The following is a 25,186-nucleotide window of genomic DNA, read 5'->3' as shown; positions in this document are numbered from 1 at the left end:
TGAGTTCCGCGGCGATCGCGTCGAGGCCTCCGGGATGCTTCCCGACCGGTGTCCGACCCCGCGTCGAGCTCGCGTTAACCGAGGACCGGGAAGTTCGATCGGAACATGTTGTGCGGGTCGCGAACTCGCTTGAGCTCACGTAGGCGGGCCAGAGTCGTCTCGTCGAATGCCTCGGCCGCCCGTTCCCCCGGGGCGAGGAAGGTGAGTGGCTTGGTGGCACCGATGTGGCCGCGCAATTCGCCCAGGATCTCGCCCTGCCGAGCCAGCACCGCGTCGGTGAGATGTGGAAGTCCGAGGCCGAGCAGATTGAGAACGAACGGCTCCCCGATCGGGCCACGCGCGCCCGGGACCACTGCCGGTTCGGCGAAAGCACCGCCCAGGTGGCGGATTTGGATGACCGTGAGCGGGGCGACCGGGCCGTCGATCAGGAGATCGGTGACCGTACTGCCGAGGTCGCTGAGCAGGGCGCCGCGACACAGCGCCGGGCTGGGATCGGTAGGCTCGGCACAGATATCGCCGACACTCGCGACCGGCAACACGCCGCGCGTGTCGAGCACCGCGCCGCCGAGGGTGTCCAGGGCGGCGAGCAAGGACTTACCCTCGGCCGGATCGCCGAGATGGGCGGCGTCGATGCCCACCATGGGCGGCGCGTCCGGGAACTGGACCCGCTGGAACCAGAGGGACAGCGCGTCGGGCGCGGTCGCGGCGAGAGCGACGAAGGCATCGAATACATCGCGGGTCCGGTCGCCCGGCCACAGCACCCGGCCGCCGTACAGACCGGGGGCCGCGAACAGGTCGAGCTCCAGCGCGGTCACTATCGCGAAGTCGCCGCCGCCGCCACGCAGGGCCCAGAACATTTCCGGGTCGGTGCCGGGGTCGACGCGCGCGGCATTGCCGTCCACATCCACGATCTCGAAGGCGCGCACTGCATCCGAGGCCAAGCCGTGCGCGCGGCCGAACCAGCTGAGCCCACCGCCGAGGACATAACCCGTCACCCCGACCACCGCGCTGCTGCCCGGCAGGCCGGTGAGTCCGTGCGCACCCGCCGCGGCCTGCACCTGCGCCCAGTTCGCGCCCGCACCGACCCGCGCCACCCGCCGTTCGGCATCGATTTCGATGTCGTCGAGGCGACCGGTGCGCAACAGGATCACACCGTCGACGTCGCCGGAGGCACCGTGACCGGTGGGCTGGGTCGCGACGGTGAGTCCGGCCCGCCTCGCGTAGCCGACCAGCGCCGCCACATCGACCGCATCCAGGGCCTCGACCACCGCAGCCACCGGCTGCGCGACCGTCACATTCCACGGCATGGCGGCGGCCTCGAATCCCGCATCCCCGGCCAGCAGCACCCGGCCCCGCACAACCTCGCGCACATCTTCGTAGCGCACCTTGGATATCCCTTCTCCACACTGCGCGCCCCCACGACGCGCTCTCTCGTAATTGGGCGGCGCGCCGAAAGTGTGAACACGCACCCGAAATCCGTGATACACAACACATCTCGCGACCGGCATATTCGCGCTGTCGATGGTCAGCGGTCGGACTTGCACTCCGGCTCCCACGGCAGATGCAGCGAGAGCGGGGCCGGTACCACCTTCCGCGTCGATTCAGCCTCGGCGGCGGTCCGCGCATGCTCGACATCGGGTTTGCCCGCGATCAGGTCCTGAATGAACATCTTGGCGCGGCCACTCTGACGAGTGCGACCTCCAAGCAATGGCCTGAGCGCCCGCCCGAGGCGTACCCTCGTTACACCAACGGACCCGGAGCCGGCAATGGATATGCACCTGATTCGACTCGGCATCCTGCTGTTCCTGCTCGGCCTGCTCACCGGACTGGCCGTGCCGAAACTGAAGAACCCGCGAATGGGCTTGTCCAGCCACCTCGAAGGAGCCATGAACGGCACCTTCCTGGTGATTGTCGGTCTGATCTGGTCGCGGCTCGAGCTGTCGCACGCGTGGTTGATTGTGACCTTCTGGCTCGTTGTGTACGCCGCATACGCCAACTGGTTGGCCACGCTGCTCGCAGCGGCCTGGGGTGCCGGGGCCCCGCTGATGCCGATCGCTGCGGCAGACCGCATGGGTAGCGCATCACAGGAGCGCGTGATCCGCATATTGCTCATCTCAGTGGCAGTGTCCATCATCGCCGGGTGTGTGCTGATCCTCGTCGGCCTCACCCTCTGAGTTCCGTGAGGGACGAAGCGCGGCGGCGCCGAGCTGGCTCACCGTGTACGTGATCGAGCTGCGACGGAACGCCCTCAACGAGGACACCACACTCCGCCGAGAACTCGCGGTCTACTTCAACTAGAACGAAGCCTTCGGCGAAGCCGGTGACGAGCAGTCCGAGCAAGATGCACACGATCCGCCCACGCCTGCGCACGACTTCCTGAAGGTCACCGCGTCCTCGCAGGGCATGACGCCCCGTACTGACGGCCGCCACAAACCTGGTGGTTCCGGACGACGGTGCTGTGACAACGGCCAGTGAGATTGGCTCGCAACCGCTCGGGGGATAATGGTGGTGTCGGGTGTGGCAGATTTGTATCCGCTCCGCCTTGCGACCGGCCAATGCGGTCTCCGGCATCCGTGCCGAGCCGGATAGGTGCGAACAATGAGTTCCAGGTCCGAATTGAGTTCCAGCGCCTCCGGCGGAGGTCGGTCGGCGAACGGAATCGAACTCGGTGCGGTGGCCGCCTTCGACACCGCCTGGGAAACCAGCGCGCATCCGCCCGAGATCGCCGCGTACATGCCCGATGAGCGCACGTTGCGAGTAGCCGCGCTGATCGAATTGATCCGGGCGGATATGCGGCATCGCTGGCTGGGCCCGAGGCGGCAGGCGTTGCCGGTGGGCGAACAGCCCGCACTGTGCAAGAGGCTGATCGACTACTGTGCCGAATTTGCGGAACTCGATGTGCGCAGCATTCCGGCCGGGCTGGTGTTCGAAGAGTTCGCGATCCGCCGGCGCAGCGGCGAGCGGGTGGATCCGCGGACCTACCTGCAGGAGTATCCGTATCAGGCAGATGAGCTGAGCGAGATGCTCGACGCGGACGGCGAGGGCCAGAGCACCCGCCGTGCGACACCCGACGACTCCTCGGTGATGTTCGCCCTCCCGGACCGCACCGTGGCACAGGGCAACGTCACCGTCGGCGCGGACGAGACTCGGGATACCTCCGACTTCACCGCATCGATCGGCACCGCGCCCGGCATCGACGAGACACTCGACCGCATCGATGTCGGTCAGCGAATCGAGGATTTCGATCTGCTCACCAACCTGGGCAGCGGAGCCTTCGCCCGAGTCTTCCTGGCCCGGCAGCGGTCCCTCCAGCGGATGGTCGCGGTGAAGATTTCCGCCGACCACGGCACCGAACCGCAGACCCTCGCGCAGCTGGACCATGACTACATCGTCCGGGTCTTCGACCAGCGGCTGCTGGCCGGCGCGACTCTCGGCGGGGCTTCGGCCCGGCGGCTGCGATTGCTCTACATGCAATTCCTGCCCGGCGGCACACTGCTCGACGTGCTGCGCTGGGTGCGCACGACCTCGCCCGCCGAGCGCAGCGGGCAACTGCTGCTGGACGCGGTCGACGCGGCGATGGAGGAGAAGGGCGAGATCCGTCCGACCGATTCCAGCATGCGCGCCGAGATCGCGGCATTGAGTTGGCCGGAAACCGTTGCGTGGCTGGGGCGCCGGCTCGCCGAGGCGCTCGAGTACGCGGACGCGCGCGGGGTGTTGCACCGCGATGTGAAGCCGGCGAACGTGCTGCTCACCGCGGAGGCGGTGCCGAAACTGGCCGACTTCAACATCAGCTTCAGCCGAAACGTCGAGGGCACCAGCCCCGTTGCGTACTTCGGTGGCTCGCTGTCGTACATGTCGCCCGAACAGCTGGAGGCCTGCCATTCCCGTCACCACCGCGACGCCGCCGACCTGGACACTCGCTCCGACATCTACTCACTGGGGGTGGTGCTGTGGGAATTGCTCACCGGAGCGAAGCCGTTCGACGACAGTACTGCGGGCGCGGACGGACGCAGCGACGAGACGACCCTGGAGGCGATGCTGGAGCGCCGGCGCGGTGGGGTGCAGGCGCAGGAGCGGGTGCCCCCGGAGTGCCCGGCCGCGCTGCGCCGCGTGCTGCTGACCTGCCTGGCGCCGGAGCGCGAAGCACGCTGGGACAACGGCGGACTATTGGCCAAACAGCTCCATGTGTGCCTGGACGAGCGAGCTCGGGACCTGGTCGACCCGCCCGCACGCAGCTGGCGGCTGCGACTGCGGCCGTGGCTGATTCCGGTGCTGGTGCTGGCCGTCGGGCTGCCGAATGCGATTGCCTCGTTGTACAACATCCAGCACAACCAGTCGCTGATCACCAGCCGGCTCACCGCGGACGCGCAACACGCGTTCCTGGTCGACCGGGCGGTCATCAATGCGGTGTTCTTCCCCTTGGGCACGGCTGTGATCATCTACCTGGCCCGGTATGTGATCTCGGTTCCGCGGGGACTGCGCAAGGGCAGAAGTTACGACCCGCAAACACTGCAACGGGCCCGCGCCGATGCGCTGGCCCTGAGCGAACGGATCGTGGTCGTGGGGTTCTCGCTATGGACAGTGTCCGGCATTACCTTCCCGATCAGCCTGCAACTGGCAGCAGGCCACATTCCGGCAAACGCCGTCGTGCACTTCCTCGTGTCGCTGGCGGTGTGCGGCGGCATCGCGGTGGCGTACCCGTTCTTCCTGGTGACGTTCTACGTGGTGCGCAGCATCTATCCGGTGTTCCTCCAACATGGGGACATCAGCGCAGAGGATGTCGGGTGGTTGCGCCACTTGGACCAGCGGTGCACCGGCTACCTGGCGATCGCGGCATCGGTGCCGTTGCTGACGGTGGCCGGCGCGACATTCCTGCCGCCGACGGATATTCCAGCGGTGATCGTCGCGGTCCGCGTGGTCTGCGTCGGCGGAATCGTCGCGTTCGTGGCCGCCTACCTGCTGTTCCGCGCGCTGGAGGCCGACCTGCGAGCCCTGGAGCGGGTGATCGATCCGAGTGGTGTGCGCCTTGCGGCGGATAAACGGGCGAAACGCGGATCGACCAACCACAGTCCCCTCTCACGTGCGCGCTGGCACTTCGTCGCGCACTGAGCCCAACGGATCGCCAGGGCAGTCGGCGCACGCTCGAGCCTGCCGCGAGCCAGCTGATTCCTTGCGCGGTCCCACCCACATCCAGTCGGCGACCTCCCCCGGGGAGGCAGGGGACTGCGCGGCATCGACCCTAGCGTGCGTTCTGCCTCGGGATGCCGCCTCGGAGGAGTTCATGCGCCGAGGGTGTGTCTGTGGTGAGCCAGAGTCGAAGTAGATGCCGTCGGCGAACGGGGTCGTCATGATCTGTGTACTGTTCGCGCGAGTGCAGCACCGTGCTGTTGTTGAGCAGCTGAATATCACCTGGATGGAAGTCCATTTCGATATAGAAGGCCGGATCGTTGGCGATGGTCTCTACCAGATCGAGCGCTGCTGACTGGTCATCGGTGAGCCGGGGCGCACTCGAATGGTGTTGCGAGTCACGGATGTACCAGGCGATGAAGAAGAGCCGGGGCACCCGGTTGATATCAGTGAACGGCGCGAGCTCGAAGAACGGTGCTTGCCCCGGGCTCTCCTCGCCGTTGCGTGACCATGGCATCGGCTGGTACATGACGTCGACCAGGTGCGGGGCTCGGCGCAGCATCTCGTTGTAGACGGCGTGCGCGCTGACGATCTTCGACTCGCCGCCCGTCTTGGCCGGATGTAGACACAGCAGTCCGACGAGGTCGGATCCGTCGCTGTGGAAGTCCTGTCGCAGATTGGTCCGGTACTTACGCACGCCGGGTCCCGGCGTGATTCGCTCGTCGCGGATGTGCGTGATGATGCTGGCGTCGCGGTCCTGCCCAACGGGTTGGCCGAGCAGTGTTCCCAGTCCGAGGTATGCGTGTTCGATCTCGGGTTCGGTGAGTGCGTCGGTCGGGAAGTTACGCAGCCGGAGAAACCCCGGTCCGTCGTTGAGCAGATCCGTCCAACGGGCCACCGCGGGGCCGAACTGGTGGGACAGGACTTGGCTCGCCCCGCCACGACCGTAGTCGATCAAGGCTTGCCGGTCATCGGCGGACAGGTCGAAGGACCAGGTGGTCTCGTCGGGGAAGTCGGTCGGCGTCCACACCGACGACGAATCGGTTGCAACGAACGTTCTCATAGAACTACTCCTTCTCGATGATGCTTTTTATTTGCCTGTAATGCCCCGCTACGTTCAGCAGCAGAAGACCAAGCCGCCGCGTAACGCCTCCAACGCGGCGATGTGAGCCCGGTGGTCGGCAGGATCGACATGAGCCGGATCCTCGCAGCGTCTCGAGCCGCAGTACCAGCGACGTCACGTGGCTCGTGCCGGCGCCCTGCGTCGAGAAGCGTTGTGGTGCAGCAGTTTGTCGACGACGTAGGCCGCGTCGCGGCCGACTCCGCGCAGTGATGCCGACGACAGCGAGCGCTGCCATTCCAGCCCGACGTAGCCCAGCCCGCGGTGGGTGGTGGACAGGCCGCGGCGCTGCCGTGGCGTACCTGTCTCGTCGCACGCAGCCAGGTGGGTGAGGTAGTCCACGGCGGGTCGGTAGCCGGTGGCGAACAACAGCGTGCCGACGCGTTCTCGCGAGCCGTCCGGCCACACCACGGTATCCCCGTCGATGCGACCGAACATCGGTCGCCGATCGGGCAGCCCAGCGCGCAGGGCGCCACGGTAGCGACCCTCATCGAAGACCGGGGCGGTGGGCGCACGCCGCAGCCACGGCCCCACGGGTGCAGTGTCCACGCCGGTGACGGAGTACCAGAAATGCATATCGCGGCCCAGCGGGCGCTGCGGCACAAACCTGACCGGTGTGCGGCTGGCGATGGTGACGTCGGCGACCTCGGCGAGTTCGGCGCCGATTTGCACCGCCGAGTTCCCGGCTCCGACGATCACGATCCGTTGCCCGGCGAAGGCACGGGGCTCGCGGTATCGGCTGGCGTGCAACAGCTGTCCGGTGAATGTATCGAGCCCGGAAAGTGCTGGGGTGTAGGGGTTTCCGAAGCCGCCGGAGGCGGCGATGAGGATTGGTGCAGACAGCTGCTCGCCGTCGGCGGTGGTGACCGCGAACAGGTCCCCATGCTGCTCGACAGCGGTGACATGGCAACCGGTGCGAATTCCGACGTCGAGCCGGTCGGCGTAGCTGCGTAGGTAGTCGGTGACCTCGTCGCGGTGCGGATAGCGGTCCGGGTCGCCGGGGAAGGGCAAGCCGGGCAGGGCGCTGTAGCGGGCGGGGCTGAACAGGGTGAGGCTGTCGTAGTAGCGCGGCCACGACCCGCCCGGTTCGTCATGGGCTTCCAGCACCACCGGGTGCAATCCGCGCCGCCGCAGCGCCCATGCCGCGGCGAGACCGGATTGGCCGGCGCCGATGACGATGGCGTCGTCGGGTGTCGGAATACTCATCGGTACGACTGCTCCGTCGACGATGCCGAGAATTGCAACCCGTGCTCGAGCAGGTGCGACGCCGCGGCCGGCCCCTGCGGTCCGGCACCTACTACCACAACAGGCATATTCGACATCTCCAACTCCTCGTATCGACCGCTATCGATGCATCGACGAACTGCTCAATCGTCTCCTGCATGCCGTCACGCCGACACCACTCCTTGGGTGCGGAAATCCCCACCCCAGCGGGAACCAGGAATCACCCGCGGGCCACTCGGCGCCTGGGGCTACCCCGGCTTTCGGCCGATTGCTCGACTTGTCGTTCGATTCAACCTCCCGCTTGGTCTGTGGTGACCGGTTGTTCGGCGGGTTTGCCGAGGTCGGGGCGTGGTGCGGGCACACGGGCTCGGACCCTCGGCCGCTGTGACAGTGAGAACCCGCGCCAAGCGCAAGGAATCGGCGGGCACGTCGCTCGGAATCCCCGATCGAGCTTCCGGCCCCGGGCCCGAGGTGCGGTCACGCGGCCTCGGGCCCGCCTCCGAAAGCTGTTCGGCCGAAGCGGTATTCACGCCCACCGGCGGATTCCACCGTGACACCGGAGTTCGAGAAGGACCAGAGCGTGGACGCCGAGGCGGGCTCGGTCGGAGCGGCAGCGCGCCGAATTGTGGCGCTCGCCGCGGGTGTGGTTCTGGTGATCAGGGGTTGAGTGGCCGCTCGCTTCAGCAACGCTCGAGTTCGACCTGCTCGGCCTCGCGGGCAACGACTTCTGGACGTTGCGGAGCGAACCAGGTTCGGTAGAACACGACAGACAGTGCGGTGAGAATGCCGAGGATCGCGATGCCGAAGGGGACCGGGTAGGTCGCCATCGGCATCGCGAAGTAGCGGATGCACAGCAGCACTCCCGCGAACGTGGCGATCCCCATCGCCACCACCCGCACACGCGGACGGTCCCAGCCTCGGTCGGGGTCGCGCAGGGCGGACTCGATCGTCAGGCAGAGTGCGGCGCCCGCCACGAGGTCGACGCCGTAGTGTGCCCCGAGGCCGAGCGTCGCGATGAGAGTGCACACCAGCCAGAAAGCACCGCCCCAGCGCAACCAGCCAGGCCCGCGTCGTGAGTGGATGAACAGCGCGAGTGCCCACGCCGTATGCAGCGACGGCATACAGTTGCGCGGTGTGATGCCGTCGAAGGGCATCGATTCGACCGAGGCGGGAAGCGCCGGAACGAGATTCGGCCAGACGTCGGCGAGTTCCATGCCGTGCCCCTGCGGTCCGAACGCGAGCACAGGCCCCACCACCGGGAAGATCACGTAAAAGATCGGGCCGATGAGGCCGAGTACCAAGAACGTGCGCACCAAGTGGTGCCGCGGCCACGAACCCGTGGTCACACCGCGCAACTGCCAGATGGCGACGACGATGGCCGCCACCGGAAGCTCGAAGTACACCCAGCGCACCAGCCCCACCGGTACCGGCCCAGCCAGATCGAGCGCATGCCCGACGACCCAGGACGGATTGCCGAGCGCTCGATCGGCCAGCTCCACATACGGGTCGAGGACCTGCGGACAGGACCAAGCCGTGATGTCCAACCAGATTTCGCCGACCTTCGTCGCGAGGATGAGCAGCGCTCCGAGCGCGATCGTGTGCAGTGCCGTCTGGCGTCGCACACCGCTCCACCGTAGGGCGGCGATCACCGCCAGCGCCGTCAGCACAATCGTCGGTCCGTTGCCGACGGTGAACGGCCGACCGTCGAATGTCCGAACCGCCACGAAGATCAGATCGATGGCGACCGCGGCGGCGAGGGCGCTCACCCGTACCCGGACAGTGACACCGATCAGTGCCAGCAGGAAACCCGCCCACGGTGTCGTCGCCGACTTGGGTGTCCCGGCGTAGTCGCGAAAGAGGCTGGTCAATGGGCCGAGAGCATGGATGTGAACGGCCATGAGCTGACCCGCGACAAGCACCAGCACCGCGGCGGCAATGCCGCCCCACACCACGAACGGCCGAAATCGACGCTCCTGGAGTCGCTCAACTCCCGCTGGCTCCGGGGGTGAGGTCGAACTGCCGTGCGCGTCGTGAATAAGCATTCGGACATCGTAAATACGCCGTGAACACGGCTTGACGGGGCACTTAACGCAGACCGACATCGGGCGATCGAGTACGAAAACTCATGCGCGCCTGCCGAAGCCCATCACCGCACGTCCCGGGGCCGGGGACGTGTGATCGGCTCCCGATCCGTGGACAGGTGAGCGCCGGGGCGGCTGTGTGCAAGGAGCCTTCGCGAAGCTTGGGGTCCGCTCGGTCCGATCAAGCGGGGTAGGTGTGGATTTCGGCGGCTTCGAGGGAAGCCCAGAGGCGGGCGCCCGGTTGGATGCGGAGTTCGGCGACGGTCGCGGGGGTGAAGTCGGCGAGGATCGGTGGGCTGCCGTCGAGGCGGACGCGGGTGGTGTGGGCGCGTTGTTCGAGTCCGGTGACGATGACGGGCCAACTGTTTCGCTGGCTGCCGGTGGGTTGGTCCTGGTGCAGGCTGACGGCGTTCGGTCCGCCGAGGCGCAGGTACCGAGGTCGACCACGCCTACGACGACCCGAGCCGGGCCACCCGCCAACTGGGCAACACCGAGGCGATCGCCCGGAGACACCCCCGAGACCGTGCCCTACAGCAGGGAGGTGCTCGAACGATGGGCCAGAGGTTGGTGAGCAGCCAAAATGTGACTTACCTGTGGAGTGGTCTCGAATCACAGCCGTGGCATTAACAACAGAAAACCCCTTCCGACCTGGTCGGAAGGGGTTTTCTCTGTCGGGCTGACAGGATTTGAACCTGCGACCACTTGACCCCCAGCTGCGGGAATTTGGCATTTGCGCACGTGCAAAACGATGTGCCGCAGCTATTCTCGCGCCTTATGCGCTAGTCGTTCACTACCGCGCATTCCGTGTGGTCCCAATTCGGTCCCAACCCTGATCCGGCATACGCACGCAAACTCGTTGTCTGCCAGCATAGCCGATGGAGGCCGTCCAAATCTCGCTCACTGAATCAGGCTCACCAATCACAGACGTGACCGCTCGCGCCGACATCGGACTGACCGCCGGTAGCCTGTGCGGTTCTCGGAGGTCGGCACTGCTCGGCAGAGGTACGAAACCTGGCGGCCACCGCATTGTTTCGACTTGCGCGACGTCCAGGTTCAAACCGGACAAGCCCGACGAGATCGTGCACTCCTGCGCGGCCTGGGGTGCACGGGGGTTGCGTCGCAGGTTCGAGCCCTCGGCGGGGCACCACAAGGATGGGACCGGCGCTGAACAGCGATTTTGCTGGGGAACGCTGACGATCGAAGCTGGATTCGGATATCCGAAGTCGGAGTGATCTCATCCGCTCGTTTCGGGCAGGACGCGCAAGTGTGGGTTGCTCAGGCCACCTCGTCTTCGATCAGCCCATACGGTGGTTGGTCGGCTCGTCGTGAGAATCGGGCGACGATGTCGTCATCAGCGGTGGCCGGTGGGGCGTTGTCGACGACGAGGATTTGAGCGCCTTCGCCTGGCCCTGTCAGCCAGTCGTGTAGGTGCTTGTAGAAGTCCGTCACAGCGACGCTGTCAGCGAATTCGGCGTCACGGTCGCCGCCTTGGCCGAGGTTCTTCTGCGGGCTGTCGATCATGAGGAAACCGGGATGTGCGCTGCCGGTTTCCCAGGCGATTTCGAAGACGGCCAAGATCCAGGCTAGGGAGATCAAGGTGCGCGCGCCCGATGAGGTGTGGATATAGCTTTGGCCCCGCATGTGTGGGACGAGGTTGTTGTCGATGAAAGCCTGTTCGAGTTTGGGGAACCGCCAAGACAACAGGATCGCGGCGTATCGATCGCTGATGCGGTGGATGACGTCATTGCGGTCGGGTTGCACTGTGGCTTGGTCCAGCTCGCCGCGGAGGGCACGTAGGGCGTTTTCGAGTCGTGTCACAGCCATCGCGCGGCGGTCGAGGCTGTCGAGCATCTTGATCGCTGTTCGTGCTCGTTCCAGGTTGGTGGCTGCGGCTTGTTGTTGACGCATCAGGTCATCGCGTTGGCTGAGGAACGGGCTGACGGTCTCGTTGGTGGCCGAGTCGACTGCCCGCGCGAGTTCGGCCTCGGCGGCATCATCTTCCTCGGCTGCGGTCCGCAGGTTGCCTAGCTCTGCGTTGAGTTCCCCTACGTATTGAGTGATTTCTGTCAGACGGTTCTTCGTTGCTCTCAGTTCCGACGAGACATCGAACTTGGCCTCCGTTACAGCGCGGTCAGAGCCGGTGTGGGTTGCCGGGGCGTTCCCGTTGTGGGCGTTGTCCGGTTCGACTTGATCGGTTTGCTGGGTTGTGACATCGGAGGTGCACAGTGTGCAGTGCCCTTCGGCGATATGGGGTGCATCCCGAAGAGTGGTCAGGCACGCCGGACACACCTTGACCAGAAGCGGGTCGAACAGCATCCGCGCTTCGGCGAGCATCGTGAGTTTGGTGATGTCGTCGGCGTACTGAGCGCGTAGGGGGATGAATCTGCGTAGTTGTGTCTCCCGGTCACGGAGCAGGGCAGCAGAGCGTTGCGCGCGGCGCGCGGCGTCGCGGTGCCGCGCGCGCAACTCGGTAGCGAAAGTTGACGCGGCGCGCACCCGACTATCCAGATCACTGAGCGCGCGGATCGTTGCTGCGAACGCTCTCTCGGCTTCGTCGCGGGTCAGTTCGAGTTGTATACGAGTGCCGAGTTCCTGCTCGTCGAGGAAATTCTGGGCCGTGAGGTGCTCATTTCGCGCGCGGCTCAGCCGCGTTTCCAACTCTTTGATGCGCCGACCGAGTTCGACCGCTTTGTCGTCGTGAACCCCGAATACCACGTCCACAACCTGGCGTAACTTGAACCGTTTCATGTGGGCGCTTTTCTCGAACAAGAGGTTCTTGTCGTCGAGGCGTTCGTTGGGCATGAAGCACAGCCACAGCAGGTCTCGGATACTCAGCGGGTCGGTACCCGACTCAGCCTGCTTGGGTGCTTCTCGCAGCTGGACTCCCTCCAGGCCGCAGTAGGAAAGCAGCAGACTGGACAGACTCTGGGGATCGCCGACGGGTTTGAGCACACGCTTTTCCATCGGCGGCGTTTCTATTTCGCCAAGACGTCCTGGCCGGACGAAGGCGGCGGTCGAGGGTTCACCAACAGCGCGCTCGATGACGTGTGGTTGGCCGCTGAGTTCTACCTCAAGCAATGCTGACCTGACTTTGCGCAGGATTTCGGGGTGCTGCGGGTGGCTTCCGGTACCGAGGCAGTAGGCGATGAACTCCAGTACGGAGGACTTGCCTGTACTGAACGCCCCAGCGATCACTGAAAGGGCCTTCGGTCCTCCCACCTCTTTGTCCTGGAAGTCGACCTCGTAGTCCCGATCGATGCCTTTCAGGCGAAGTCGTAGCACTCGGATGCCCCGCTTCTGACCCGGTTCCTGCTGTGTGCTGGGAGCTGGCTCTGCCTCGGTCTCTGCTGGCTCGTCTGTCGTGCTCATGTGATCTGTCCGTCGACAGAGTTTGACGCTGCCGTGCTTTCGAGCTGCGGCTCGATCTCTCGGCGGTCATGCATCAGGTCGACGGCGTCGAGGAGGTTGAGCGCTTCAGGTCGTGGGCCGTTGGCTTCTACGGTGGTCCATGCACGGACTGCTTCGCGAAGTCGCTTGTCGCTCAAGCGTGCCAGCTTGCGGATGAGGAGGTCCGCCGACAAGCGGTAGGAACGTGCATAAACGGCAGTGAACCTTCCTGCGAGATCCTCCCCTGCCGGAGTGACCAGATATAGGACGTGTTTGTCGACGGTGGGCGCGACCAAGCCGTAGGCGATGAGCAGCGCCAGATCGTGCTGGAGACGTTCTCGGCGGGTGGTGAAACGGTGCGCCGGGCTCGCGTAGCTGAGTGCACGACCATCGAAACCGGCCAGCAGAAGGCGTTTACGATCTGCGTCGTTCTCGTCAGTGAGCACGAGAAGTGGGTTGGCGACCAAGAAGTCGTAGCAACCCAACCGTTCCAGCGAGATACCAGGCTGGCGCAGATGTTGCAGCGAGGCGAGCAGAAGAAGTAACTGCGCAAGGCGGAAGACGACGTCGTCCTCGGGCACGACGACCGGTGTGGGACAGGTGTCCTCGGCGAGAACGTGAGGTGGCGTCATGACGTCTCCGTCGCAGTCGATGTGGACGCGCTGGTGGTGTCAGCGGGTGGCTGAGTTTCGTCGGGACGCTCATGTTCGTCGGCGACCTGACGCCAGTGCCTTACCCACCCCGCCCTGCGGTTGTCGACCACGCGATGCATCAGTCCGCAGGTGTGTACAGGACCGCCGGGGAGGCCAGCCCCCAAAGTGGCGTGCTGCGCCCGGATTTCGCCCATCACTGACCTGTGCAAACCAGGCAGATGTGCACCTTCGTGGGTTTGGCACGCCTCGTTGAAATGATCCTCCCACAGACCGTTCACCACGGCGTCGGCTGACGAGAGTGCTGCGACTTCGCCGGGGACGCCCTTGTCCACAATCTCCCGTGCCATGAGTTCGGCGTTGAAGAACTGTTGCTTGGACGTCGTGACCTCAACGTGGCCAGCTTCCCGCAGCTGGCGGACGAACAGAGCCGTCTCCAACCGATCAGCATCCTCGTCAGCAAGGCCAATGACTTCAGCACAGGGCCGCGCCAGCTGAGCTGGCTCGTAGTAATACCTGCGCACCGCATTGGCATCGGGCGAGATCAGCAAACTGCGCAACTCGGTTTCGTCCCACAACTCGATCACGATCTGAAACGCGCGTTCCTGCTTTTTCTTCCAGGTGTCCCACCATTTCGTGGTGGGAGCATCCATGCTCGATGGAACGCACAGGATCCACTGTGTCAGGGTGAACCCCTCCTTGGCGGCGTTTTTTATTACCGAGCTGAAGGATTCACGGATCTGCGTTTGATGGTTTTTGGTCGTTTCGGGGAAAAAGTACTTCGACTGCCACACCGTCACCGCCCCGCCAAGATCCCCGACGAAGACATCGACGCCCCAGTCGCCTGGATTCGCCGCAACAACCCTGGGCGGCGCTACCACCCCCGGCCGGACTGCTTTGACGAGCTGACCGATCATCTCCTCGAAGTCCTGCCGGGCACCATGCGTGTTTGCTCGAACCTGATGTGCAGCGAAGTTGATGCGTGCCTCGCCAGCAGGCACTCCAGCGGGTGACGCTTCGGCCGTTGTGGCTGTGCCCTGAGACATCGGCAGTAACCTCCCCCCGGTCGGATGAGGCGCTCGGTAGACATCGCGCCGTTCGTCAAGCCCATCGAGTGATCAGTACAGCACGTTACCGGCGATCATCGATATGAAATCGACCCCTGCACGGCACGTCATGGTGTCACCAGCAGCGAGAAGGGCCTTGCGTGGCACTCTGTCGAGCGGTGCGCGATAGCTTGCCGCGTCGGTCAATGATCAGCTGGCGATGACCTTGTTCGACTTGCTGCGGTTGCACCGCCAGCACAGTGGCTGGAGGGTTGTCGGGCGCAGTCAATCCGCCTTTGGACACGGCATGATGTGGTCAACCTCGAGCAGTAGGTGAGACTCGATTGCGAGCGAGATGGAGCAGTGCCTACAGGCGTAGTTGTTACGCGCCGTGATCGTCGTCCGCAGCCTTGAGGTCATCACGCCCGCTGACCCGCCGCGCTCTTGGGTCCTCATGGCGTCGCCAGGCGCTTGTCCTCGACGTACTTCGGTGCCAGTACTTCCATTTGGTCGATGACCTGGCGAATGGCGGCGGGCTGCTTGTCCGGCGGGTAGCCGTACTTGCGGAGTAGGCGTTTGATGGTCGAGCGGAGTTTGGCGCGGACGTCGTCGCGGACGGTCCAGTCGGTCTTCACGTCACGCTTCATCACGGCGACCAGTTCTCGGGCGATATCGCCAAGAACATCGTCGCCCAATTCGATGACAGCGGACTCGTTTTCGTGGACGGCGTCGTAGAAGGCGAGTTCGTCTTCGTCCAGGCGTGGGTTGAAGGTCGCCCCGCGGTCGCGCTCTTTCGCCGCTTCCCGGGCCAGCTCGATCAGCGCGGAGATGACCTGAGCGGAGGTGAGTTGCTGGTTGGTGTACTTGTTCATCAGTTCGCGCAGGCGTTCGGAGAAAGCCTTCTGTCGGACCAGGTTGTTGCGGGTGCTGTGGCCGACCTCAGCGGTCAGAGCGTCGCGGAGAGCCTCGATAGCCAGGTGGGGATGTTCGGCTTCGCGTGCCTGCTGCTCGAAGTCGATGGTGAGGTCGGTGAGCGACGGTTTTGGCATGCCCGCCGCTGCGTAGATGTCGATGATCTGGCCGGAGGCGGTCGAGTCGGCGAGCAGCTTGTCGAGGGCGCGTTTGATGTCGGCGGGCAACGGTCGGCCTTCGGCTTTGCGTTGTTCGGCATCGTATTTGGCCATCCAGACCCGAACCTGTTCGTAGAACTGGATTTTGGGTCGCAGGTCGGTCAGGGTTTCCGAGCCTCGGCTCACCGCCCAGGCGCGGCCGAGTTGGTTGGCGAGATCGCGGAACCGGTCGGCGAGGGTCGGGTCACCGGCGGGGACCTGGTTGCCAGGTGTGGTGGGGGATCGAAGGTACTCGAGAGTGCTGGTGACGACGCGCATGAATTGTCCGGGCTTTTCGACGAGTTTCGTCCACCACGGGTAACCGGCGCACAGAGCGTCCATTTGGGCGACTAGTTGCCGGGTGAGTTCGACGACTTGATCGGGTGTCGACTGAACGGGCTGTTCGCGGCCTGCGGTGCGGGTGTACTCCTTGAGCGCGGCTTCCAGATTGTCGGCGATTGGCGCGTAGGCGACGACTAGGCCGTCCTGTTTTCCGGCGAAGGTTCGGTTGACCCGGGCCAGGGTCTGCATGAGTAGCGCGCCTTGGATCGGCCGGTCGAGGTAGAGGGTGTGCAGGGGCGGGGCGTCGAAACCGGTGAGCAGCATGTTCTGCACGATCACCAGCTCGAGGGGGTCGTTCTCGTCTTTGAGTCGGTTGGTGATCGCCTTGTTCTGCGACTCGCGCCGCACGTGCTTCTGGATCGGTTGCGGGTCCTTGGCGCTGCCGGAGTACACGACCTTGATCACGCCCTGGTCCAGCGCGTCGGATTCCCACTCGGGTTCGAGCGCGACGATCTCCTCGTAGAGATTCGCCGCGATCTCACGGGTAGCGCACACGATCAGCGCTTTGCCGTTGCCGCCGATGTACTCGTCCATGACCGCGCGGCGGTTCTTCCAGTGCTCGACGAGGTCTTTGGCGACCTTCTTCAACCGTTCGGGTGCCCCGTAGAGGGCGTTGAGCACGGTCACCGACTGTTCGATGCGTCGGCGTTCGATGTCGTCCAAGCCGACCACCGCGGCGTCGGCGGCACCGTCGATCTCGGCATCGGTGACCTCGGCAGCAACTTTCACCTCGGGCAGCCGTGGTTCGAAGATAACCCGCACTGTCGCACCGTCGTCGACGGCGCGGGCGAGGTCGTAGATGTCGATGTACTCGCCGAAGACATGGCGAGTGTTGCGGTCCTCGAACGAGATCGGGGTGCCGGTGAACGCGATCAGCGTCGTGTTGGGCAGCGCCGACTTCAGGTGCGCGGCGTACCCGTCGAGGTCGTCGTAGTGGCTGCGGTGGGCTTCATCGACGATCACGATGACGTTGCGTCGGTCCGAGAGCAGCGGGTGCTCGAGCCCGGATTCCTTCTCCTGCTTGGACAACCCGAACTTCTGCAAGGTCGTGAACAGGATTCCGCCGGTCTGCCGGTCCGCCAGCGCGGTCCGCAATTCCGCCCGGCTGCTGATCTGCTTCGGTTCCTCTTGCAACAGTGCGGATTTCGAGAACGCGGCGAAAAGCTGACCGTCGAGTTCGGTGCGGTCGGTGACCAACACGATGGTCGGATTCTTCAACGGTGGCTTGGTGCCGACGAGATGGGTGTAGAGCTCCATCTCCATCGACTTGCCCGAGCCCTGCGTATGCCACACGACCCCGGCCTTGCCGTTGCTGCGCATCGCCTCGATGGTGCAGCCGACAGCCTTGGAAACCGCGAAGTACTGGTGCGGCTTGGCAATTCGCTTCAGCAGGCCCTGCGGGGTCTTGTCGAAGGCGACGTAGTCGCGCTGCAATTGCAGGAACCGTTCGGTCTGCAGCACCCCGTCGACAAGGTACTCCAATTGGATGCCCGCGTCCTCGTCCTCGATGCGCGTGCCGAATGCCAATGGCTCCCCGCTGTCGTCGACATTCCACGGCGAATAGTGGTTCAACGGGGTGAACGGGGTGCCGTAGCGGGCGGTGACACCGTCGCTGATCACGGTGAGCACAGTGAACCGGAACGCCATCGGGAACTCGTCGAGATAGGTCGCCAGCTGGGCGTGCGCGGACGCCAGGTCGGCCGCCTGCGCACCGGGGTTCTTCAACTCGACGATCACCACCGGCAGACCGTTGAGGTAGAGCACCACGTCAAATCGCCGCCGGTGCTCACGCGACCGCACATCGACCTGCCGGACCGCGAGGAACTCGTTGTCTTCGACCTGCCCACCGATGAAGTGGATGGTCGGATTCTGTTCCACCCCACGATGATCGACATAGCTGATCCCGGTGTACCCGTTGATCAGGATCTGATGCAGCCGGAAGTTCTCCTCGATCGCCCCCTGCGACTTCGGTGCCAACACCTCCGACCGCGCCTGCTCCAGAAACTCGACCGGCACACCAGGATTCAGCAGCCGCATCCGCTCCAACAGTCGACCCTGCAGCACGAGATCCTGCCAGGATTCCCGGCCCAAATCTTTACCCGGGGCAATGTCGGTGCCAGCCAACGGCTGCCACCCGTGTATATCCCCCAACCGCTCGACCATCATCTGCTCGAGCTGGTTCTCACTGACACCGACATTTTCGGTCATTAGGCTATCGCTTCCACTTTCTTTTCCGCATCCTTGACGCGGAGTTTTCCGGACATGAGTAGGGGGAGGAGTTCATCGCGAGTGGTCGCGAGGACTTCATTTTCTCGCGCGATAACGTGACCCAGGCTTTGCAGGGAACTCAGCCGCTCGATTACTGGCTCATGGGGACCCTCAGCGGGCATTGGGACTTGAAGAGAGCCGACATCCTGAAGGTTGACGTACGGAGCCATGTCGCTCTTGTGCATCGCGATATCGGTCTGGCGAACCCTGTCAGCGCTGCGAAACCACTCCGCAAGCCACGGCTGTAGCCAGCTATGATCTTTGGCAACTCGGAAGTAGCAGAGCTGAGGACTGTACACGCTGGGGCGAATATTGTCCTGCACGGTAGCGACGCGTCCAACTGTTCCCTTGGTTGTCAGAACAATATCGCCGGGATGGCATATCTTTGCTCGGACCTTGTCCGAATAGTCGTTACTGACGAAGTCGTCACCACTGAGAACTAAACGTCCATCGCGGACGTCGCCAGCACGAATAATCTGCATTCCCGGCTGGCCATGTTCGGGTCGTTTCGTGCGGTAGCCATCGCCGTAAGTCAGCAATCCCTCGGTGGCAAGTGCGCGGATGCTGGACTGCGTGGTGGCATCCGGCTCGCCGATCGTCGATTGGAACAGGGATGCAGCTAGATCGGATGCGATGCCGGAAGTGCGATTGTTGACGACAATCTTGTCATCGAGCGCCCCCAACACCTCCGCAATCGCCCGCTGCTCCGAAATGTTCGGGAGCGAAATCTTTAGTGACAGAATATCCGACAGGCTGATATAGTCCGCCATATCAGTCTGCCCCTTTAATGCGTTGGCCTGTTTCCAGAATTCAGTGCTCTTGAACCAGTAGTACAGGTACCGCGCTATCAACGGCCCGTCATTCGATGGGCGGAAGTAGCATAGTTGCGGACTGTAAGCAAAATGCACGCCTTCAGCGGGCATGATAGCAACCCTGCCCACAGTTCCTTTGACGGTCAAAACGACATCGCCTGGGCGGGAAATCTTCGGATTGCTCAGCCGTTCTTCAGGTATGTCTTCCGCGCCTCGGAGGGTCGCAGCTATAGTGCCGTCAAGGACATCCGCAACCCGAAGTATCGGTAGTGAGTATCCATCCAGAACAGCTGACCTAGGCCGACCTGCGCCAACTTCAATCCAGTTCTTTTGTGCCAGTTCAGAAAGGCGAACTGATCGATCAGGCATCGATACGCTCCAACTGATCACGAATAGCACCAGAAATCGTTTCGGAGTGATCCAGTGCGGTGATTAGTTCGCGCTTCAGGCGGTCGATCTTCACGTCAATCAGCTCGCCATCAGCTGAATCGTCGGCGACGTCGATGTACCGTCCGGGAGTCAAGGTGTACTCGGCGGTTTTGATGTCGTCGGTCGTCACCGACTTGCAGAGCCCCGGCACATCCTCGTACGTCAGGCCTTTGGTTATCGCCGACTGCGTCCCGCGCCAAGCGTGATACGTATCCGCGATCTTCGCGATGTCCTCCTCCGACAACGCCCGCTCGGCCCGGTCCACCATGTACCCGAGCTCCCTGGCGTCGATGAACAGCACCTCCCCGCGCCGATCCACGGCCCCGCTACGCCCCGCCTTCTTGTCCTTGGCGAAGAACCACACGCACACCGGAATCCCGGTCGACCGGAACAGCTGGGTTGGCATGGCGACCATGCACGACACTAGATCGGCTTCGATGATGCGAGCGCGAATGTCGCCCTCTCCGTTCGAGTTCGACGACATCGACCCGTTCGCCATCACCACGCCGGCGGACCCATTCGGGGCGAGCTTGTAGAGCACGTGTTGGATCCAGGCGTAGTTGGCGTTATTGGCTGGTGGCACGCCGAAGACCCAGCGGGGGTCTTCGATATTGCGGGTCCAGTCCTTGATGTTGAACGGGGGGTTGGTCATGACGTAGTCCATGGCTACGCCGGGGTGTTGGTCGCGGGCGAAGGTGTCGCCCCAGCGGGCGCCGAGGCCCTTGTTGTCCATGCCGTGGATGGCGAGGTTCATTTTCGCCAGTCGCCAGGTTTCCTCGATGGCTTCCTGGCCGTAGACGGCGAGGTCTTGGGCGTCGCCCTCGTGGTATTCGACGAATTTCTCCGACTGCACGAACATGCCGCCCGATCCGCAGCACGGGTCGTAGATGCGGCCACTGCTCGGTTCGAGTACTTCCACGATGGTGCGGACCACGCTGGGTGGGGTGAAGAACTCGCCGCCGCGTTTGCCTTCGGCGCGGGCGAAGTTGCCGAGGAAGTACTCATATACCTCGCCCATCAGGTCGCGGGCCTTCTGGTCGCCGTGGCGGCTGAATTTGGCGCTGTTGAACAGGTCGACCAGCTCGCCCAGGCGTCGCTGGTCGATGTTGTCGCGGTTGTAGATGCGGGGGAGGGTGCCGAGCAGCGACTCGTTGGCTCCCATGATCGCGTCCATGGCCTCGTCGATGAGCAGGCCGATCGACTTCGGCGACTCGCCGGGCTCGTTGCGGCCCTTCGCGTACTTCGACAGGTAGTCCCAGTGCGCGTTGTCGGGCACCAGGAACACCCCGTAGCCCTGGTATTCGTCGGGGTCGTCGAGGTCCATCTCGAGTTGTACGGGATCGGCATTGTCGCCGCCGAGTTCGGTACGCAGGACCTCACGACGTTCGTCGTAGGCGTCGGAGACGTACTTGAGGAACACCAGACCGAGGATCACGTCTTTGTACTGCGCCGCCGACAGCGACCCGCGGAGCTTGTCGGCCGCCTTCCATAGCGTGTCCTTGAGCTCCTTCATGGTCGACGGTGCTTGCGCCACATCGGTTTTCCTCGTCCTCGGGGGCACCCGGGACTCCTCTCCTCGTTGTCCGACAATGTCTTTCATGCCCGGGTTCCAGCCTTTGTTGCCGGGACATCCAGGCTCACCGTGCCAGCGCCGATCCCGCTGATCAGGGCGCGGCACAGATCCTCCATCGCATCCTGCCGCGCGCGCAGGCGTCTGGTGTAATCGGCGGCCTCGGCGAGCACCGACTCCAGACGCTCGGATTCCTCGTCGGGCAGACGTGGCACCGCCCAGGCACGCCAGTCGGTGTGGTGGGCTGGCACATCGTTGATGAGCGCGGCCAAGGTATACGGCCCGATCCCGGCCCCCGGTGCCAGTCGGAGGATCCGCGACGGTGACAGCACCCGACTTCCGCCAGTAGGGTCGACGATCGCGCGCGGCGGGTGATCGCTGAAGACGACATCGCCGGGTTCGGTGCGGTTCGCGCGCGGATAGAGACGTTGCGCATCCAACGGGTCGAGCCGGAACGCTTCGACGCCGTTGTGTGCTGACAACACTGTCATAGTGCCTTCCGGGCTGCCGTGTGACGGGTCGATCCGATTGCCGGTGCGAAGGTGTACCAGTCCAAGTCTCGACAGCTCACTGAGTGGTCGCTGGACGATCTCGCGTGAGCTCGCCGCGGCGCGGGCGTGCACGTCGAAACCCGGATCGGGTTCGGAGGTGACCAAGGTGGCGGTATAGACGCGGTTCAGGTCGTCGATCGTCTCAGGCGCGCGCAGTCGCCCCGCCAAAGCACCCGGTGCCACCACCGCGTGTCCGGCTCGGATGTCGCTGAGCGGGACTTCCTTGCCGTAACGGTAGGCACGCGCTTCCCGGTCGGTGCGATCGCCGAACGCTGCGGCCAAGTCAGCGGCGAGAGCGTCGTGGTCGAGCTCAGTTGGCCGCACGGTGCTGAGGTCGGCGACGGTGGGAAGGCTGGTCTTGGCGCCACCGTGGAATACCCAGACGCCGAGTGCTTGCCGGTGAGCCTCCTTCCACAGCCCGCGGGGCAGCTTGAACGCGGCGATCAGGCCACCAGAACCTAGGGTTTCCGCCCGCTTACCCTCCAGGGTGTTCTGCCGTTTCCCGACGCGCGGAATCGCGTCGCACAATACTGCGGCCGAGCCGATGATCACCGCGATCTCATCGTACTCGAGCCCAAGGAGCGTGTAGTCGACGTCGTCGATGGCCTGAGCTGACTCGGTGCCGACCACCGACAGCAACCGGACTCGGGGACCGACCTCGATGGTGTGTTCCTGTTCGCGAATCACCATGCGGCGTCGCAAAGCACGTGCGTCGTGACTGTCGCCGATCGCGTGGATCTCAAGTTCGGGGTCCGCGTCGGACAGAGCCAGTACCATCGTCGGTGCGTCACCGCCGGAGACCAGGTGCACACCGTCGGTACCCAGTTCGGTTCGACACGCGCCGATAATGGTGCCAAGCAGTTCGATCGTGTCCGAGGTGAGGTCCCGAAGCGCGAGTTCACGTCCGGCACGGGAGGATTCGAGCTTGGCGAGGGCGTCCACCCCACCGAAGCTCGCCGCCATCAAGCCGTCGATGAACACCCGTGCCGCGCCGGTGTCGGCGAGGGCCGCGATCTCGCTGGCGAATGACTCGTCGGCGGGATCGAGCTCCTGGGCGAGGTCGACGCATTCCTCGTCGGTCAGGTGGGCCAGGTCGCCGACCAGGTGTCGCACGCACAGCAACGTCACCAGGTCTTCCAAGGACCAGCCTTCGGGAGCGCCGACAGTCGCGGCGTCCAAGCGGGCTTCGGCGTTCTTGCCCCGGCCAGTGCGTTCGAGATAGTCGACCACCTCGGATCGGTCGAAGCGAGCGATGCCGCCGACCTCGGCAACCGGCTGCGGAAACGGGATGAGCTGCCCACGAACCGACTCCCGGTTACGCCACATCGACACCACAGCCCGCTCGACTTTTGCCAGGTCGGCGATGTCTTGCAGCGTGAGCGTTGGTTCGGTGGTCGGCTGGTCCATGGGTACCCCTCACTTCCTCGTGGATCGGCACCGAAACTACGCCTCTGCAATGAACGGTATCGAGCTATAGCGCTGATAAATGGGCTTATCAGTGAAATGCATCGACAATTGTTGTGGGCCAGCTGATGGTGATCTCACACCGCACACCGAGCGAGGAGGTCACCATGAGCGGACATCGCGCATACCGTCCCTGTCGGCAGTACCCGCCCCGATTGGCGGCGGTGCGCCGAAAGCTCGACCTGCACACCGGCGCGGATCTGGCGCAGCTGCCGCCGCTGGTCCGGATCGCTCGATGTGGGTCGGGGAAGCTGAAGTACTTCACCTTCGCCGACGCCGACCTCGCGCTCGCCGGGATCGACGCATCGAACCCAAACCGGCGCGAACAGCGGGTCTATCCGTGCCCGCTGTGTCAGGGCTGGCATCTCACCAGCCAGGACCGCCATGGTCAGGCAGCAGCGACGGAAGATTCAGTCTAAGAACAACATTCACCCTCGGCCTGTCCTAGATCGAGAAGCCCGCTTATCACCGTGCGGTGCGACAACCAGTCGCGCCGCTCCCCAACGCGCCCTCGCGAGGAGAACCATGAACCACAACGCGCACTTCACCGACAACAACACCGCCCTGGCCATCGAGCAGCTGATCCTGCGTGATCGAGACGTCCTGCGTGAGGCTCAGCGCTGGACGAGCGGGCATCGCGGTCCGATCGTCGACGACACCGAGACCCTGGCCGCCGCCGACCTGTCGGCGTTCATCACCGAGGTGGTCAAATGCGGAGCCGTCGCGCTCGCCGCCACCGGTCAGGCCAGCGATGCCAAGGAACTCGAACGGATGATCGCCGAGGTGGGTGAGAAAGCCGCCGCATCGGCGGCCAGGGCGGCGGAGTTGACCGGCCAGGCCGCCAAGGACGCCTCGGCGGTGATGACCAAGACAGTCGATTCCGCCAAGAAGGCGTTGGCCGAGGCTGATGCGAACTGCCGCAAGGAGATGGTGGCAACCGTCAACTCAGCCACCGCCAACATCACCGATCAGGTCAATCGGCTCTTTGGCGGGTCGGATCCGGAGTTGGTTGCTCGCCTGGAACCGGTACTCAAGCAGTTCAGCGCCGATCTGACGATGAAAGCCGCCGTCGGCACTCAGGAACTGATCACGACCGCGACCAAGCAGTTCGACTTGAATGACCCGACTTCGCCGATCGCCAAGCACACGGCCGCGCTCGATGCTCGCCAGCTCCAGATGAGCGATCTGCTGATGGCCAACCACGCCGACCTGGCCAAGCGGTTCGAGGAGATGACAGCCGCGCTGAAGGTGCGGGAGGCGAAAGCGGCTCTCATCTCGATGACCCCGCGTAAGGGCGACTCGTTCGCCGCGGGAATTCACCGGTTCATGGAACCCATCGCGGCCGGTCTCGGTGACGAGTACTACGACACCGGCGCGATGGTCGGAGCGCTGCCGCGCTGCAAGAAGGGCGATGGCCTGCTGACCACCGCCGAGGGCGCGCGCGTGGTGGTCGAGATGACCGACTCCCTGCGGTCGGGCTGGAGCGACTACCTCGTCGAAGCCGAACGCAACCGCCAGGCCGCCGCATCCCTGGGCATCGTGCGGTCGCCGGAACAGAACGGCGGCGAGACGCTGCGGGTGCTCGGCCCGCGTCGGGTGGTGCTCGCCTTCGATCCCGACACGGACGAGCCGGACCTGTTGCGCGCGTGTGTGTTGCTGATGCGCACAGCGAGCGTGACGGTGGTCGCGCGCAGTGGCGGCGAACAGTTGGCGACCGCTGCCGAGAAGGTGCAGAGCGCACTGTCCAAGCTTGAAAAGCTCGCTATCGCAAAGAAATCCGCCGACCTGATTCGGCGTGAGGCCACCAAGATCGACAAGACCGTGACCGACTTCGCGACCGAGGTCGAATTGGTGCTCGCCGAAGCGGTCACCGCCCTCACCATCAGCGCCGGGCCGACGCCCTTGGGCATGGTCAACACCGACGTCGCCTGAGTGCCTCCCTCCCTGGATCCCCTTTTCAGGAGTTCGCCATGACTGAGCCGTACGAGCCCGAAAAGGGCACTTGC

The 25,186-nt window shown here is 64.4% G+C and carries 17 protein-coding genes; 4 read left to right on the top strand and 13 right to left on the bottom strand.

What is annotated here, in order from left to right:
• Positions 1-74 precede the first annotated feature (74 nt).
• Both AC3ERS_RS20265 and AC3ERS_RS20260 read right to left on the bottom strand, forming a co-directional pair.
• Positions 75-1,385 carry an FAD-binding oxidoreductase gene (locus tag AC3ERS_RS20265; protein ID WP_431969607.1) on the bottom strand — a complete coding sequence of 437 codons (1,311 nt, stop codon included), beginning with the start codon at positions 1,383-1,385 and terminating at the stop codon, positions 75-77.
• Between the two features lie 140 nt (positions 1,386-1,525).
• Positions 1,526-1,669 (bottom strand): hypothetical protein, encoded by a 144-nt coding sequence (locus AC3ERS_RS20260; protein WP_431969606.1) that lies wholly within the window; start codon positions 1,667-1,669, stop codon positions 1,526-1,528.
• Between the two features lie 97 nt (positions 1,670-1,766).
• On the opposite strand from AC3ERS_RS20260, the gene AC3ERS_RS20255 reads away from it, so the two are divergent.
• Together AC3ERS_RS20255 and AC3ERS_RS20250 are read left to right on the top strand one after the other, a co-directional pair.
• Positions 1,767-2,174 carry a styrene oxide isomerase gene (locus AC3ERS_RS20255; protein WP_431969605.1) on the top strand — a complete coding sequence of 136 codons (408 nt, stop codon included), beginning with the start codon at positions 1,767-1,769 and terminating at the stop codon, positions 2,172-2,174.
• 424 nt (positions 2,175-2,598) lie between these two features.
• Positions 2,599-5,109 (top strand): serine/threonine-protein kinase, encoded by a 2,511-nt coding sequence (locus AC3ERS_RS20250; RefSeq protein ID WP_431969604.1) that lies wholly within the window; start codon positions 2,599-2,601, stop codon positions 5,107-5,109.
• 130 nt (positions 5,110-5,239) lie between these two features.
• Here the strand turns inward: AC3ERS_RS20250 and AC3ERS_RS20245 are convergent, their stop codons facing one another.
• The 11 genes from AC3ERS_RS20245 to AC3ERS_RS20195 form a co-directional block, all read right to left on the bottom strand.
• Positions 5,240-6,190, bottom strand: a complete 951-nt coding sequence (locus AC3ERS_RS20245) for a TauD/TfdA family dioxygenase (RefSeq protein WP_431969603.1) — start codon at positions 6,188-6,190, stop codon at positions 5,240-5,242.
• Between the two features lie 174 nt (positions 6,191-6,364).
• A complete protein-coding gene (locus tag AC3ERS_RS20240) occupies positions 6,365-7,453 on the bottom strand; it encodes a flavin-containing monooxygenase (RefSeq protein ID WP_431969602.1) in 1,089 nt (362 codons plus the stop codon).
• A 698-nt stretch (positions 7,454-8,151) separates the two neighbouring features.
• Positions 8,152-9,513 carry a phosphatase PAP2 family protein gene (locus AC3ERS_RS20235; protein ID WP_431969601.1) on the bottom strand — a complete coding sequence of 454 codons (1,362 nt, stop codon included), beginning with the start codon at positions 9,511-9,513 and terminating at the stop codon, positions 8,152-8,154.
• A gap of 220 nt (positions 9,514-9,733) precedes the next feature.
• Positions 9,734-10,282, bottom strand: a complete 549-nt coding sequence (locus tag AC3ERS_RS20230; protein WP_431969600.1) for a TOBE domain-containing protein — start codon at positions 10,280-10,282, stop codon at positions 9,734-9,736.
• A 545-nt stretch (positions 10,283-10,827) separates the two neighbouring features.
• Positions 10,828-12,921, bottom strand: coding sequence for a hypothetical protein (locus AC3ERS_RS20225; protein WP_431969599.1), 2,094 nt, complete (start codon positions 12,919-12,921; stop codon positions 10,828-10,830).
• Positions 12,918-13,571: an ABC-three component system middle component 2 gene (locus AC3ERS_RS20220; protein ID WP_431969598.1), complete on the bottom strand. Its 654-nt coding sequence runs from the start codon at positions 13,569-13,571 to the stop codon at positions 12,918-12,920. Before AC3ERS_RS20220 ends, AC3ERS_RS20225 begins: the two co-directional genes overlap by 4 nt.
• Complete coding sequence (locus AC3ERS_RS20215) at positions 13,568-14,635, bottom strand: hypothetical protein (protein ID WP_431969597.1); 1,068 nt, start codon at positions 14,633-14,635, stop codon at positions 13,568-13,570. Before AC3ERS_RS20215 ends, AC3ERS_RS20220 begins: the two co-directional genes overlap by 4 nt.
• A gap of 452 nt (positions 14,636-15,087) precedes the next feature.
• A complete protein-coding gene (locus AC3ERS_RS20210) occupies positions 15,088-18,294 on the bottom strand; it encodes a type I restriction endonuclease subunit R (protein WP_431969596.1) in 3,207 nt (1,068 codons plus the stop codon).
• Complete coding sequence (locus AC3ERS_RS20205; protein WP_431969595.1) at positions 18,294-19,535, bottom strand: restriction endonuclease subunit S; 1,242 nt, start codon at positions 19,533-19,535, stop codon at positions 18,294-18,296. Before AC3ERS_RS20205 ends, AC3ERS_RS20210 begins: the two co-directional genes overlap by 1 nt.
• The gene (locus AC3ERS_RS20200; protein WP_431969594.1) at positions 19,528-21,156 is read right to left on the bottom strand and encodes a class I SAM-dependent DNA methyltransferase; all 1,629 of its coding nucleotides are present in this window, start codon (positions 21,154-21,156) and stop codon (positions 19,528-19,530) included. The genes AC3ERS_RS20205 and AC3ERS_RS20200 overlap by 8 nt, the downstream gene beginning before the upstream one ends.
• A gap of 35 nt (positions 21,157-21,191) precedes the next feature.
• Positions 21,192-22,856: a hypothetical protein gene (locus AC3ERS_RS20195; RefSeq protein WP_431969593.1), complete on the bottom strand. Its 1,665-nt coding sequence runs from the start codon at positions 22,854-22,856 to the stop codon at positions 21,192-21,194.
• 479 nt (positions 22,857-23,335) lie between these two features.
• Between AC3ERS_RS20195 and AC3ERS_RS20190 the strand changes: the two genes are divergently transcribed.
• Entirely contained in the window at positions 23,336-23,599 is a 264-nt protein-coding gene (locus tag AC3ERS_RS20190) for a hypothetical protein (protein ID WP_431969592.1), read from the top strand.
• Positions 23,565-25,112: a Fis family transcriptional regulator gene (locus tag AC3ERS_RS20185; protein WP_431969591.1), complete on the top strand. Its 1,548-nt coding sequence runs from the start codon at positions 23,565-23,567 to the stop codon at positions 25,110-25,112. Before AC3ERS_RS20190 ends, AC3ERS_RS20185 begins: the two co-directional genes overlap by 35 nt.
• Positions 25,113-25,186 lie beyond the last annotated feature (74 nt).

The organism is Nocardia sp. bgisy134 (assembly GCF_057708325.1).
Note: the sequence above shows the minus strand (reverse complement) of the source record. Positions and strands in the feature narration are given on the sequence as shown.

What these genes read in the sequence shown, in the direction of transcription:
- AC3ERS_RS20260 (WP_431969606.1), bottom strand. Translation starts at nt 1,669, where the DNA reads ATGTTCATTCAGGACCTGATCGCGGGCAAACCCGATGTCGAGCATGCG.
- AC3ERS_RS20255 (WP_431969605.1), top strand. Translation starts at nt 1,767, where the DNA reads ATGGATATGCACCTGATTCGACTCGGCATCCTGCTGTTCCTGCTCGGC.
- AC3ERS_RS20250 (WP_431969604.1), top strand. Translation starts at nt 2,599, where the DNA reads ATGAGTTCCAGGTCCGAATTGAGTTCCAGCGCCTCCGGCGGAGGTCGG.
- AC3ERS_RS20245 (WP_431969603.1), bottom strand. Translation starts at nt 6,190, where the DNA reads ATGAGAACGTTCGTTGCAACCGATTCGTCGTCGGTGTGGACGCCGACC.
- AC3ERS_RS20240 (WP_431969602.1), bottom strand. Translation starts at nt 7,453, where the DNA reads ATGAGTATTCCGACACCCGACGACGCCATCGTCATCGGCGCCGGCCAA.
- AC3ERS_RS20235 (WP_431969601.1), bottom strand. Translation starts at nt 9,513, where the DNA reads ATGCTTATTCACGACGCGCACGGCAGTTCGACCTCACCCCCGGAGCCA.
- AC3ERS_RS20230 (WP_431969600.1), bottom strand. Translation starts at nt 10,282, where the DNA reads ATGCCAAATTCCCGCAGCTGGGGGTCAAGTGGTCGCAGGTTCAAATCC.
- AC3ERS_RS20225 (WP_431969599.1), bottom strand. Translation starts at nt 12,921, where the DNA reads ATGAGCACGACAGACGAGCCAGCAGAGACCGAGGCAGAGCCAGCTCCC.
- AC3ERS_RS20220 (WP_431969598.1), bottom strand. Translation starts at nt 13,571, where the DNA reads ATGACGCCACCTCACGTTCTCGCCGAGGACACCTGTCCCACACCGGTC.
- AC3ERS_RS20215 (WP_431969597.1), bottom strand. Translation starts at nt 14,635, where the DNA reads ATGTCTCAGGGCACAGCCACAACGGCCGAAGCGTCACCCGCTGGAGTG.
- AC3ERS_RS20210 (WP_431969596.1), bottom strand. Translation starts at nt 18,294, where the DNA reads ATGACCGAAAATGTCGGTGTCAGTGAGAACCAGCTCGAGCAGATGATG.
- AC3ERS_RS20205 (WP_431969595.1), bottom strand. Translation starts at nt 19,535, where the DNA reads ATGCCTGATCGATCAGTTCGCCTTTCTGAACTGGCACAAAAGAACTGG.
- AC3ERS_RS20185 (WP_431969591.1), top strand. Translation starts at nt 23,565, where the DNA reads ATGGTCAGGCAGCAGCGACGGAAGATTCAGTCTAAGAACAACATTCAC.